General features: G+C 67.9%; 10 protein-coding genes. 5 read left to right on the top strand and 5 right to left on the bottom strand.

Annotation, left to right across the window (positions count from 1 at the left end):
• Positions 1-87 precede the first annotated feature (87 nt).
• Entirely contained in the window at positions 88-1,725 is a 1,638-nt protein-coding gene (locus tag CHC08_RS23540; RefSeq protein ID WP_089209534.1) for an ABC-F family ATP-binding cassette domain-containing protein, read from the bottom strand.
• A gap of 383 nt (positions 1,726-2,108) precedes the next feature.
• Between CHC08_RS23540 and CHC08_RS23545 the strand changes: the two genes are divergently transcribed.
• From CHC08_RS23545 to CHC08_RS23555, 3 genes are all read left to right on the top strand, one after another.
• A complete protein-coding gene (locus tag CHC08_RS23545; RefSeq protein WP_089209535.1) occupies positions 2,109-2,840 on the top strand; it encodes a hypothetical protein in 732 nt (243 codons plus the stop codon).
• Positions 2,841-3,157: 317 nt separating this feature from the next.
• On the top strand, positions 3,158-3,967 hold the full coding sequence (locus CHC08_RS23550; protein ID WP_089209536.1) for an SAM-dependent methyltransferase: 810 nt from the start codon (positions 3,158-3,160) through the stop codon (positions 3,965-3,967).
• Positions 3,968-3,969: 2 nt separating this feature from the next.
• Complete coding sequence (locus tag CHC08_RS23555) at positions 3,970-4,893, top strand: TIGR03619 family F420-dependent LLM class oxidoreductase (protein WP_218825434.1); 924 nt, start codon at positions 3,970-3,972, stop codon at positions 4,891-4,893.
• Between the two features lie 108 nt (positions 4,894-5,001).
• On the opposite strand, the gene CHC08_RS23560 is transcribed toward CHC08_RS23555, so the two are convergent.
• The 4 genes from CHC08_RS23560 to CHC08_RS23575 all read right to left on the bottom strand — a co-directional run bounded on the left by CHC08_RS23560 (position 5,002) and on the right by CHC08_RS23575 (position 10,157).
• Entirely contained in the window at positions 5,002-6,042 is a 1,041-nt protein-coding gene (locus CHC08_RS23560) for a family 2 encapsulin nanocompartment cargo protein polyprenyl transferase (protein ID WP_089209538.1), read from the bottom strand.
• A gap of 42 nt (positions 6,043-6,084) precedes the next feature.
• On the bottom strand, positions 6,085-7,494 hold the full coding sequence (locus CHC08_RS23565; RefSeq protein WP_245878505.1) for a family 2B encapsulin nanocompartment shell protein: 1,410 nt from the start codon (positions 7,492-7,494) through the stop codon (positions 6,085-6,087).
• A gap of 714 nt (positions 7,495-8,208) precedes the next feature.
• Complete coding sequence (locus CHC08_RS23570; RefSeq protein ID WP_245878506.1) at positions 8,209-9,357, bottom strand: glycosyltransferase family 4 protein; 1,149 nt, start codon at positions 9,355-9,357, stop codon at positions 8,209-8,211.
• Positions 9,358-9,884: 527 nt separating this feature from the next.
• The gene (locus CHC08_RS23575) at positions 9,885-10,157 is read right to left on the bottom strand and encodes a GlsB/YeaQ/YmgE family stress response membrane protein (protein ID WP_089209539.1); all 273 of its coding nucleotides are present in this window, start codon (positions 10,155-10,157) and stop codon (positions 9,885-9,887) included.
• A gap of 428 nt (positions 10,158-10,585) precedes the next feature.
• Here CHC08_RS23575 and CHC08_RS23580 point away from each other — a divergent pair, with 428 nt between their 5' ends.
• Together CHC08_RS23580 and CHC08_RS23585 are read left to right on the top strand one after the other, a co-directional pair.
• Positions 10,586-11,128 (top strand): hypothetical protein, encoded by a 543-nt coding sequence (locus CHC08_RS23580; RefSeq protein ID WP_245878507.1) that lies wholly within the window; start codon positions 10,586-10,588, stop codon positions 11,126-11,128.
• 196 nt (positions 11,129-11,324) lie between these two features.
• Entirely contained in the window at positions 11,325-12,188 is an 864-nt protein-coding gene (locus CHC08_RS23585) for an NAD(+)/NADH kinase (protein ID WP_179282174.1), read from the top strand.
• Positions 12,189-12,542: the final 354 nt, after the last annotated feature.

A 12,542-nucleotide genomic window follows, 5' to 3' on the forward strand; every position in this document is an offset into this window, starting at 1 on the left:
GGACGATGCGATTGTCCGGGGGCCCTCCCCGTGTCCTCGCGCTCCCCTGCGGCCTTCCCGCCGGCTCCCGGATCGTCTCCGACCGGCTCAGCTCTCCGTGATCCGGCCGCCGTCGACGTGGATGTGCCTGGTGGTGTGCACGGCGTCCAGCATTCGCCGGTCGTGGGTGACCAGCAGGAGCGTACCGGGATAGGAGGCGAGCGCCGACTCCAGCTGCTCGATCGCGACCAGGTCCAGATGGTTGGTCGGCTCGTCGAGGACCAGCAGGTTCACCCCCCGGGCCTGGAGCAGCGCCAGCGCGGCCCGCGTCCGCTCCCCGGGCGACAGGGTGGCGGCCGGGCGCGGCACGTGCGCCGCGCGCAACCCGAACTTGGCGAGCAGCGTGCGCAGGTCGGCGGGGGTCATGTCCGGTACGGCGGCGCCGAACGCGTCCACCAGCGGCTCGTCGCCGAGGAACAGCTCCCGGGCCTGGTCCACCTCGCCGACGACCACGCCGGGACCGAGCGAGGCGTTCCCCTCCTCCAGCGGGATCCGGCCGAGGAGCGCGGCGAGCAGCGTGGACTTGCCCGAACCGTTGGCCCCGGTGACCGCCACCCGCTCGGCCCAGCCGATCTGCAGGTCCACCGGGCCGAGGGTGAACGCGCCGCGGCGAGCCACGGCGCCGCGCAGGGTCGCGACGATCGCCCCGGCCCTAGGGGCCACCGCGATCTCCATCCGGAGCTCCCACTCCTTGCGGGGCTCCTCGACCTCATCGAGCCGCTCGATCATCCGCTCGGTCTGGCGGGCCTTCGCGGCCTGCTTCTCCGTCGCCTCGGTACGGAAGTTCCGGCCGACCTTGTCGTTGTCGGGGGCCTTGCGCCGCGCGTTCTTGACGCCCTTCTCCATCCAGGCCCGCTGCATGCCCGCCCGCTGCTTGAGCGAGCTGACCGTGTCGGCATACTCCTCGTACTCGTCGCGGGCGTGCTGGCGGGCGACCTCCCGCTCGGTGAGGTAGGCCTCGTAGCCGCCGCCGTAGGCACGGATCAGTTGCTGGGCGAGGTCGATCTCGACGACCCGGTTCACGGTCCTGACCAGGAACTCGCGGTCATGGCTGACAAGAACGGTCCCGGCGCGCAGCCCGGTGACGAAGCGTTCGAGCCGTTCCAGTCCCTCCAGGTCGAGGTCATTGGTGGGCTCGTCCAGCAGGAAGACGTCGTAGCGGCTGAGCAGCAGGGAGGCCATTCCCGCCCGCGCGGCCTGGCCGCCGGAGAGCGCCGTCATGGGCCGGTCCAGCTCCACCGCCAGGCCGAGCTCCGCGACGACCCCCTCGGCCCTGTCCTCCAGGTCCGCACCTCCCAGAGCCAGCCACCGCTCCAGGCTGACGGCATAGTCGTCGTCGGCGCCGGGACGGCCCTCGACCAGCCCCTCGGTCGCGACGTCGAGCGCGCGTTGCGCGGCGGCCACCCCGGTCCTCCTGGCCAGGAAGTCCGCGATCGTCTCTCCCACTCGGCGCTCCCTCTCCTGCGGCAGGTACCCGACCACCGCCGAGGGTGGGCTGAGCCGTACGGTGCCCTGCTCCGGGGGCGTCAGCCCGGCGAGGATCCGCATCAGGGTGGACTTTCCGGCCCCGTTCACGCCGACCAGACCGATCACGTCGCCGGGGGCGACGACCAGGTTCAGTCCGGAGAACAGCGCACGGTCGCCGTGTCCGGCGGCGAGATCCTTGGCGACGATGGTGGCACTCATGGGGGAACGCTATCCGCCAACCGGCGTCGCGGCCTCATCGCCGGTGATTGTCAGTGATCGTCGGTGCCCCGGCCTTCCTCGTCTCCCCCGGGCCCCGGCTCTCCTCGGCCCCCGGCCGGGACACCGGCACGGGGCGCCGGAGATCACCCCATCCCTATTCCCGACAAATCGGACACATTTTACTAGGATGTCCAAAAAAATTACACCGAGAAGACCTGCGGTTGACCTGGGGGATTGCGATAGAACGTGGTCTTGCAACAGCTTTAATCGCTCTTTTTTAAAACTTAAGGCAACACTTGCCTCTCCAATACCGTCTTATATAGGTGGAGGCGATCGCTCCTGATCGCTTACATCTACGGGGATAGGAAGAGGAAAGCGTCTTGATGAAACGAATCGCCGTCGGTCTGCTGTCCGCGGTCGTGAGCGGCTCGATGCTCATGACCGCCGGTACGGCTTCCGCCGAGCGCGTCGCTCTCAGCGTGCGTATCGACAACGTCAACCCGAACCCGGTTGTGGTGAGGGACGGCCATGACACGAGGGTCACGGTCGAGGTTCGTACCACCGAGGCGACCCGCGTCGAGCTCCGCCTCAAGCCGGTCACCGACCAGCTCCGCACGCAGAGTGCGGAGGAGCCCAAGCTCATCCACGAGGGTGACCTGTGGCGCTTCACCACCAGCTTCGACGAGGACGACTTCGAGGGTCGCTGGCTCGCGACCGCCGATGCGTACGACAAGGACGGCAAGAAGGTGACCGACGAGGTCAACTTCTCCGTCAAGCACGCGGAGGTCAGGAAGGCGGACACCCGTGTGTACGGGTTCTCCGCCAGCCCGAGCTCCGTCCGCAAGGGCCGCTCGGTCTACTTCACCGGCCGCCTGCAGGTCGACGACCACCGCTGGAAGGGCGTGAAGAACGAGAAGGTCGAGATCTACTTCCGCACCCGCGGCTCCAGCGCCTGGAAGTACGTGACCTCTGACCGCACCGACTGGAACGGCAAGTTCCAGGCCAAGGGTCGCGCCTCCAAGAGCGGCGAGTACCGCGCGCGCTTCGACGGTGACCGCAGGCTCGGCGACAGCTCCAGCCGGTCCGACTACGTGCGGGTCTACACCCACCGCTAGGTCGGGTCCCGTGCGAGCGATCGCATGAACCGCACCAACTGAATGACACGGAAGCCCGGGGCGACCCGGGCTTCCGCCGTTTCCGGGCGGCGACGAGGGCCCGGACGGGCCCGTGGACGGGCGGGCCAGTGGACGAACGAGCCCGTGGACGGGTGGGTCCGTAGACGGGTGCGGAGCCTTTGGCCGCGGGTCCGACGGCGGGTTAACACAGGGTAGCCGTCAATGATCTTCTTCTGAAAATAACGCCTATCCCGACAGAAAGGGCATTACGCTCTGACTGAAAGATCTTCACCGGGTCAGGATCCGAGGGGAGAAGCGTGACGGACGATGACTGGACGCAACGAGGCATAGACGTCAGCACTCCAAGCGTCGCCCGGCTCTACGACTACTATCTGGGCGGGAAGGACAACTTCGCCGCAGATCGCGCCGCGGCCGAGGAGATCCTCACGGTGGCCCCCGAGGTCCGCCTGGCGGCCAGGGAGAACCGGGCCTGCCTCTTCAGGACCGTCGGCTTCCTCGCAGACGCCGGGATCACCCAGTTCCTGGACATCGGCGCCGGCCTGCCCACGCAAGGAAACGTCCACCAGGTGGTGCGGAAGGTCACACCGGGGGCACGGGTGGCCTACGTCGACAACGATCCGATCGTCCTCGTACATGCCAGGGCACTCTTGGGCGGAGCGGGAGACGAGGTCATCGTCGCCCCGGGTGATCTGCGACAGCCCGAGGAGATCCTCAAGAACCCGGCGATCCAGGAACATCTCGACTTCTCCAGGCCCGTGGGCCTGCTCCTGATGGCGATCATGCATTTCATCACCGAGGCCGACGACCCGCGGCGGATCGTGGCCACGCTGCGCGACGCCCTGCCGTCCGGTAGCTACCTGGTCCTCTCCCACGGCACGCGAGACTCCCGGGCCGCGGCCGTGGACAAGGGCACGCAGGTCTACCGGCGGGCCACCTCACCGCTCGTCCTCCGCTCACGTCCGGAGATCCAGGAGCTGTTCGACGGGTTCGAGATGGTGGATCCGGGACTGGTCTGGCTGCCCGAGTGGCGGCCGGAGAGGGGCTCCGTCACGCACGGGGCCCCCTCGCGATCCCTGCTTCTGTGCGGAGTGGGAAAGAAGGCATGACCATGCCGGCACCCGTTCGCCTCGGTCTGGCGCTGCCGCAGTTCGGCCGGTTCGCCGGCGCGTGGGCGCTCGTCACCGTCGCCAGGGAGGCGGAGGCCGAGGGCTTCGACAGCCTGTGGGTCGGCGACCGGCTGATGACACCGCTCGCCCCCAAAGACCGCTATCCCGGGGGAGACGGCACGATTCCTCCGGCGCACCGCACGTTCCTGGACCCCTTCGCGGTCATGGCCACCGCGGCCGCCGTCACCACGCGGATCCGGCTCGGAAGCAGCGCGCTCAACGCGAACTGGTACGCCCCGGCGCTGCTGGCACGCTCGCTCGCCACGATCGACCAGCTGAGCGGGGGCCGCCTGGATGTGGGACTGGGGCTCGGCTGGTCGTCGGAGGAGTATGCGGCGGTGGGCGCGTCCTGGCAGGGCCGGGCCGCACGGCTGGACGCCACGCTCGACGCCCTTGAGACCATCTGGCATGACGACCCCGTCGCCCTCACCGGCGAGCGGTGGACCATCCCGCCGAGCCATATCTTCCCCAAACCGGCACAGCTCCCCCGACCACCCGTCTATCTCGCGGGTTTCGCGCCCCCGGCCCTGGACCGCATCGGCCGCCGCGCCGACGGCTGGCTCGCGGCGTCCATGCCGATCTCCGTACTGACCGGCATGTGGAAGATCGTCAAAGAGGCCGCCGAACGGAAGGGACGCGACCCGGACGCCCTGCGCATCGTCATGCGGGCCAATCCGATCATCGTTGACTCTCCCGCCGATGCCGCCCTCCCGCGAAGCGGGACCGTACGGCAGATCGCCGACCACCTGAGCGCCGCCGCGGAGAGCGGTGTGCACGAGATCTTCCTCGACCTCCAGCACACCGCGCAGGGCCCCCGCCACCTGCTCGACCTCGCCGGGGAGCTGCGCCAGGCCTCCGGCCTGTAAAAAGGCTCACCGGTTGGCCCGTGGGCGGATGAGCGGGCGCACCGACCCGAGAAGAGCTGCGGCGATGACGGCGGGTGAGGTAGTGGTGATCCCTGCCGTCAGGGTCGTTCAGTGATCACGGCGGGTGGCGAGGCGTGCGAGCGCGCCGAGCTCGACGATCGATCGCGACGCCGGACCGGCCAGACGCAGGCGCTGTAGCGCCCGCGCGAGCAGCTCATCGGCCTGAGCCTGGCTCCAGGAACGCCCGCCCGCGGCTTCGACGAGCTCGGCAGCCTGGACCAGGTCGGCATCGGACAGGGGCTGCTCCCGGTGGTAGAGGCCGGCCAGCTCTCGTCCGGCCGGGGTGCCCGAGGTCAGTGCGGCGACAACCGGGAGAGACTTCTTACGGCTCCGCAGATCTGAATAGACCGGTTTGCCGGTTACAACGGGATCCCCCCAGATGCCCAGGAGATCGTCGACGAGCTGGAACGCCAGCCCCAGGTCCTTGCCGAAGGCACGCAGGTGCTCGACCTGCTCGGGACTGCCACCGCCGAACAGGGCGCCGAGGCCGCAGGCACACCCCAGCAGAGCACCGGTCTTGCCCACCGCCATGGCCAGGCATTCGGCCAGCACGACATCCCGGCGGCCCTCGAAGGCCACGTCGGCGCTCTGGCCCTCCAGAAGCTCCTGGATCGAGGCGCCGAAGGCCCGGGTCGCCTCCGCGGCGATCGGGTGCTCGCCCGCGGCGAGCACCTCGAAGGCCAGCGTCAGCAGCGCGTCACCGGCCAGGATCGCCGGGCTGACGCCGAAGACGGCCCAGGCCGTGGGACGGTGGCGGCGGACCCGGTCACCGTCCATCACGTCATCGTGGATGAGGGAGAAGTCATGCGCCAGCTCGACGGCGACCGCCGGACGCAGCGCCGCGTCGGCGCTGCCTCCGACGGCCTCGGCCGACAGCAGGACCAGCGCGGGACGGATCGCCTTGCCACCGCTGGTCGCGACGGGGCGGCCGTGCTCGTCCCACCAGCCGAAGTGATATCCGGCGATGTGACGCATCGACGCGGGCAGCGTGTCGGCGGCCGGTCGGAGGGCCGCCTCGACCATCTCCCGGCTCCAGGCCAGCACCTCACGCGCGGACCGTCCTTCGGCCGTCACCTCAACCGTGGTCATGTTCTTCCCTCTTCCTTCCCATCGCCCGGCGGCCGGGTCCGATCAGTGACCGAGCTCGACGTCTTCGAGGATGCCGAGCGCGTCCGGGACCAGGACCGCGGCGGAGTAGTAGGCGCTGACCAAGTAGGAGAGGATCGCCTTCTCGCTGATGCCCATGAACCGGACCGACAGGCTGGGCTCGTACTCGTCCGGGATGCCGGTCTGGTGCAGGCCGATGACCCCCTGGTTGTCCTCACCGACCCGCATCGCGAGGATGGACGTGGTGCGAGTGTCGGTGATGGGAATCTTGCTGCAGGAGAAGATGGGGACGCCTCGCCAGGCGGGCACCCCGGCGCCGCCGACGTCGACGCCCTGGGGATAGAGGCCGCGGCTGCTGCACTCCCGGCCGAAGGCCGCGATGGCCTGGGGGTGGGCCAGGAAGAAGCTCGTGCTTCTCCGGCGGCTGAGCAGCTCGTCGAGGTCGTCCGGGGTGGGCGGCCCGGTGCGCGTGTGGATCCGCTGCTTCAGGTCGGCGTTGTGCAGCAGTCCGAAGTCGCGGTTGTTGATGAGCTCGTGCTCCTGCCGCTCACGTAGCACCTCGATCGTCAGTTTGAGCTGCTGCTCGGTCTGGTTCATCGGGTCGTTGTAGAGGTCGGCCACCCGGCTGTGCATCCGCAGCACCGTCTGCGCGACGCTCAGCTGATACTCGCGGGGCGCGACCTCGTAGTCGACGAACGTCCCCGGCAGGGTGGCCTCCCCGGCATGCCCGGCGGCCACCTCGACGGCGGCCTCGCCGTACTTGTTCTGCGGTCCTCTCGAACCGTTCAGCTGCGCGGCCTGAAGATGGTCCCGCAGCTCCTCGGACCGCTCGACCAGCTCCGTGAACGCCCGACGGGAAAGGATCATCGCCGTGCCGCTGGTCACCGCCTTGACGGTGAAATCCCACTCGGTGTCCGGGCCGATCAGCGTGTCGTCCCCGAAGTGGGAACCCCCCGCCAGCACTCCCAGCGTCTGGCTGTCACCGTACGGGCCGGTCCTGACCTTCTGGACCTTGCCGTACGCGATGAGCACGACCTCGTCGGCCGAGCTTCCCGCCTCCAGTAGCACGTCTCCGGGCTGGAAGTCGCGCTGGACGAACTGTCCCGCCATGGCCTCCAGGGTCTCCAGATCCCCGAAGCCCCGGAGCAGGGGCAGCTCGCACAGCTCCGCCGGCACCACCGACACCTGCGACCCCACGGTGGTGAAACTCACCTGCCCGTCGCCGATCATGTAGCTCAGCCGCCGGTTGACGCGGTAGGTGCCGCCCGACACCTGCACCCACGGCAGCATTCGCAGCAGCCACCGCGAGGTGATCTCCTGCATCTGGGGCGTCGACTTGGTCGTCGTCGCCAGGTTTCGTGCGGCAGCCGTACCCAGGCTCAACTGCGACTGGGCACCATTCAGCTGCGACTGGACAACATCGAGCTCTGTCACAACACACACCACCGATCCGTACTCGTACCGACAGGGAGAAACCGAAGGCGTGAATCAGAAAATGAGGGGTCACCGATTACGGGAGACATAATTGACAAGCTTGTCCGCCTCCGGCGCGAAGACCCGGACACAGCTCGTCATCGCCGACGAGCCAATCTTGGGACGCGCTTAAATGGCTTGTCAAGCATTGAATATGATCCCGCCAAGGACGGATTCGATATTATGGCTAATGTCACAATAAGTTTAAATGTCTTATTTGGACATGCAACTGAGTTCATAGGATCAGTTTCGTGAATTGCGAGGACCTGTCATCGGCAGGTGGGCCGGAGCGGGCCGGCGACCGGCTGGAGCGGGCTGCCGGGATGGGCTGGAGACGGGCTGAGGCAGGGCCGAAACCTCGGCCTGCGAATCCGCCGCGGTGAGAGCGCGTCGCCGCGAGGGCCGCCGTGGTGAGAGCACGTCATGGCGGGAGCCCGTTTCCGGATCGGACCTCCTCCATCGGATCGCAATCCCGAATAAGGATGGAAAGCACGTTCACGCGTCATACGAAGGCGGTCACACCGGGCTTTTAGCGTGCTTTGCGAGGTGAGAAAAGAGATATGAATCGGCGGTTACCTGCTCCTACGCCGGAATGAGTGGCTCTGGGGCGCGTTTCACGCACTCACCGCCTGATGGAAACGCGACATTCGCCCCTTGGTCTCCGCTGAATCCGTCTCAGCTCATTGGCGCATGACTCCGGCCGAGCAGTTCGGCGAACAGGTTCTCCCAGAGCGGCATGATCGTTTCGGGGGCGTAGTGACGGGCGGTGACAACGGCGGAGGCCCCCATCCGGTGCCGTAGCTCCCGGTCCTCGATGAGCCGGATCATCGCCCCGGCCAGCGCGTCGACGTCCTGGGAGGGGACGAGCAGACCGTCGATCTCGTCGGTGAGCACGTCGCGCGGACCGGTCGGGCAGTCGAAGGCGACAACCGGCAACGCGTGGGCCATCGCCTCGATCATCACCATCGGCAGCCCCTCGAACCGCGAGCTGAGCACGTGGAAGGAGGCCTTGGCCAACTCGTCGCCGAGCCGGCCGGTGCGTCCCATCAGCGTGACGTTGTCACGCAGTCTGTGCTTCTTGAGGAGTTCGCGCAGCGCGCCCTTCTGGGGGCCCGAGCCGTAGATCCGCAGCCGCCAGTCCGGGTGCCGGCGCACAACCTGCTCGAACGCCGGAATCAGCAGGTCGAAACCCTTCTGCGGGACCAGCCGTCCGGCCGCGACCACGAGCCTGTCCTCCTGCCACGGAAGCGTCTGGTCGACGGCCTGCACGGCGTTGGGGATGCACACGATCGGAGTGTCCGGCAGGAAGCTCTGATAGTCCTTCCTGTCGGCTTCGGTGAGCACGGCGACCGTGTCCAGCCGGCCGTAGTGGCGGGCGATCGCCGACCGGACGCCGGCCGGGTGAGTGGCCAGGTTCAGGTGCTCCTGGGCGACCCGCACGACGCCCACCGGCGTACGGCGGGCGGAGATGAGATTCAGCGCGGGCCGGGTGGTGACCAGGACGCCGTCGTCCAGGGTGGAGACGTAGTCGATGACGGCCCTCTCCACCCGTTCGGTGAAGCTGGACCCCGCGGACTCCCCCGCGGGCACGATCTTGCCCCGGAACCTCCGCCAGATCCGGCGTCCCACCGAGTCCGCGCGCCTGCCCTCTCGCTGGTCCGCCAGCGCATGGAGACGGACGCGTTCGTCGATGGGGAACTGCGGCCTGTCTCGCCGTCGCACCACGCTGACGATCTCGACGTCGTGCCCCGCGGCCGCCATGGCGTTCGCCTGACTGATCACCGTCCGAATCGTGCCGCCCATGCCGTAGGCATGCAGAAGCATGTAGCGAATCTTCATTACATCCGGCCGCGCGGTCATCACGTGCACCGCGTTTCATCCTGCGGATAACTCCAGCTCACGCGCGTCGACTTTAGCCAGTCGGATACCTTCTCGCCCTCGAAAGCTCACACTCCGCCTGGACACTCCCGAACGCCTCCGTGGATTTTCGGGGCGGGGAGAGAACCAAATTTAACCTCAATCGTGAAATACGCGGTTCACGCGATTCACAAGATTCATATGGTTAATTCGGGATATGTGGGACATGTGATTCACGCGAGATGTGTGGAACATGCGGGATGTGTGAGACATACGGCACGAAAATCATTGAGCACCGCCCGCATGAGCCCCTCGCGGGCGGCGACGGCGGCCCCAGCGTGGAGGGGATGCCCTCAGCACGGGAGTCCCGCGCGGGCGGCGGCACAGACAGCGGTGGTCCCGGCCCACGATCGCGGGCCGGGACCACCGGCGAAGCGGGTAGACGTCTCCCGGACTTCTCGCGGACATGGCATCCGGCGGTCGGTCCGGATCGGCTATCGAACGCCTCGCCTGCCGTACATGCCGGTAATCGCGATGACGCCGGCGGCCGCCAGGACGATCTGGATGATCAGCTCGATCCAGTCGATCCCCCCGGTGCTGGCGACTCCCAGCGCGGAGGCGATCGCGGTGCCGATGAGAGCGGCGACGATACCGATCACGATGGTCAGCCAGATCGGGATGTTCTGCTTGCCCGGTACGACCAGACGGCCCAGGGCCCCGATGATGATTCCAATGACGATGGCGGAGATAATGCCAGTGATATCCATGGTTCACGCTCCCACTTGCTTGGCTGCCAGCCGTATGCCCGAGAAAAGACGGGTAACACATAAAAAGGGACGCAATATTTCCGGCGCTTTCAGAAGCCCTCGCCCCTGACCGCAGCACGTCCTCCCGGGGGGCACCCCGCTGATTCACCGCCATCGGCCGGGGTAGGGACAGGTTCCACCGCTCAAGCAACCAAGCAGCTCAGGGCGCCGAACGGGCGACGACGACCGGGCTCGGACGACGACGGGACGCGACAGGACGGGGTCCGGTCGCCCGGCGCGCGATCGACGAGACCACTTCGCCGTCCCAGACGCGTCGGCGCTTTTGGCGAGGAGACGAAGTGATTAATGAGGAAAAGCCGGAAAGGCGCCCATCTTCCGGTATCCGCCTATCTTCCGGTTCCACCGCTCCTGGCGCCGATCCCGTTGGCATGAATCCCTCTCCCACCGATTCTGCCGGCATCGGCCCCGTCACCGAGCCCACCTCCGCCGATCCCGTCGGCGCGAGAACCGCCGCCGAACCCGTCGGCGTTGATCCCCATCCCGCCGACCCCACCGGCGTCGGTCCCGCCGCCACCGGTCCTGCCGGCGCGAATCCCGCCGTCGATCCCGCCGACATCGACGACACGACCGTGGAGGCGCTGGGCAAGCTCTCCGAGGCTCTGGAGACGACCGAGAGGGCCAGGGGGCACCTCTACTCCTTTCACCAGCTCACCGGTCATGCCGACCTCCAACTCGACCAGGTCGTGGAGTTGCTGCGCGCCTCCGGCCACCCGGAGTACGCCGACATCGTGGTCAACGAGCTGATCGGCCGCAACGTCCTGCCCGGCCGGTGGACCTTCCAGGTCGTAGAGGAGTACGAAGACGGCTACTACCGCTTCTTCGCCGACCTCGAAAAGCGGATCAGGGATGAGCTCGCCGGAGGGCGCCGCCATCTTCACGAGGCACGGATGAAAGAACAACGCCAGACATGAGCCGTGATCGGGTCTCGTGAGCTTCGGACCCTTCAAGCCATCCTGTCTGCTCGAACGTGTTCAGCCCTCCGAGCAGGCGGAGATCGCCGGTCGTGCTCGCCTTCCCGGGCCTGCGGTGCCCGCCGGATCTCCCGGGCTTCGCGGGTAGCCCGCCTCCCTGGACACGAACCCTCGGAGGTCCCCGTACAGTGGCGTCATGGGGATGGTCGAAACCGTAGGACTGGTCCTGCATCCGCAGCGCGATTCGAAGGTGGCCATTGACACGATCGTAGAGTGGGCCCGCGCCCGGAACCGCACGGTGCTCGGGCTGGCCGACGAGGTCGGACGCATCGACTGCAGCGCGGTCCCGGTCGACGACGACACCCTGGTGGACCGCGCCGACCTGCTCGTCAGCCTGGGCGGCGACGGCACGATGCTGCGCACCATGCGGCTCATCGCCGGACGTTCCACACCCATTCTCGGTGTCAATCTCGGCCGCCTCGGGTTCCTCGCCGAGATCGACGTCGACGAGCTCCCTCCGGCGCTGTCCGCCATCGACAACCACGAATACACGGTGGAGTCCCGGATGGCGGTGAAGGCCGTCCTGCCCGACGGGACGGCGGTGACCGCGTTCAACGACATCGCCCTGGTCCGGATCCCCGGCGACGGCCTGTCGGCGGTGGCGGTCTCCGTGGAGGGCCATCCCTTCGTCCGCTATGCCGCCGACGCCGTCATCGTGGCGACCTCAACCGGATCGACCGCCTACAGCTTCTCCGCGGGCGGCCCCATCGTGTCCCCGAGGGTCGAGGGATTCCTCGTCGTGCCCGCGGCGGCTCATTCGGCGTTCAACCGGGCCCTGGTGCTGTCCGCCGACGAGAGGGTCACCCTTGAGCTGCTTCCGACGAGCGGTCGTCTGGCCGTGGAGGTCGACGGCGCGGTGGGTGCCCATCTCTGCCCCGGAGACGATCTCACCGTCACCGCTCTTCGCGCCGCCGCGTGGGTCGTCCGGCTCGGTGACAAGACCTTCTACGAGCGCGCCCGCCGCAAGCTCCGCGTCAACGGCAGTGCCGAGGTCGACTAGCGGCTTCCCACGCGCCGTCGTCACCCTCTGACGTCAGATACCGACGGCACGCACGTCACCTGCCCAGAGTGCGTACCCGACGGTATGCGGATGGGGTCCGGCTCGGCACGCGCTTGCCCACTCGACGGCCCGGGCGGGCTTTCCGCAGGTGAGAACCGAGCGCCGGGGCTCGTCCCCGGCCCTCTCACCCCGCCCGGACCTTCGCCCGCGAAGGCCTTTCCCGGACTCGCCTCCCTCCGCCGGCGGGTCCGGGCTCCGAGCCGGACGGGACCGAATCAGGCGAACCGGCCTGCGACATAACAACGGCTGTCATGAAAGTTTCACCGCTGGTTGACATCGGGAAAACGCTTTCCT

The sequence above is a fragment of the Streptosporangium subroseum genome (genome assembly GCF_900188345.1).
GTDB classification, from domain to species: Bacteria; Actinomycetota; Actinomycetes; order Streptosporangiales; family Streptosporangiaceae; genus Streptosporangium; species Streptosporangium subroseum.

What these genes read in the sequence shown, in the direction of transcription:
- CHC08_RS23540 (WP_089209534.1), bottom strand. Translation starts at nt 1,725, where the DNA reads ATGAGTGCCACCATCGTCGCCAAGGATCTCGCCGCCGGACACGGCGAC.
- CHC08_RS23545 (WP_089209535.1), top strand. Translation starts at nt 2,109, where the DNA reads ATGAAACGAATCGCCGTCGGTCTGCTGTCCGCGGTCGTGAGCGGCTCG.
- CHC08_RS23555 (WP_218825434.1), top strand. Translation starts at nt 3,970, where the DNA reads ATGCCGGCACCCGTTCGCCTCGGTCTGGCGCTGCCGCAGTTCGGCCGG.
- CHC08_RS23560 (WP_089209538.1), bottom strand. Translation starts at nt 6,042, where the DNA reads ATGACCACGGTTGAGGTGACGGCCGAAGGACGGTCCGCGCGTGAGGTG.
- CHC08_RS23570 (WP_245878506.1), bottom strand. Translation starts at nt 9,357, where the DNA reads ATGCTTCTGCATGCCTACGGCATGGGCGGCACGATTCGGACGGTGATC.
- CHC08_RS23575 (WP_089209539.1), bottom strand. Translation starts at nt 10,157, where the DNA reads ATGGATATCACTGGCATTATCTCCGCCATCGTCATTGGAATCATCATC.
- CHC08_RS23580 (WP_245878507.1), top strand. Translation starts at nt 10,586, where the DNA reads ATGAATCCCTCTCCCACCGATTCTGCCGGCATCGGCCCCGTCACCGAG.
- CHC08_RS23585 (WP_179282174.1), top strand. Translation starts at nt 11,325, where the DNA reads ATGGGGATGGTCGAAACCGTAGGACTGGTCCTGCATCCGCAGCGCGAT.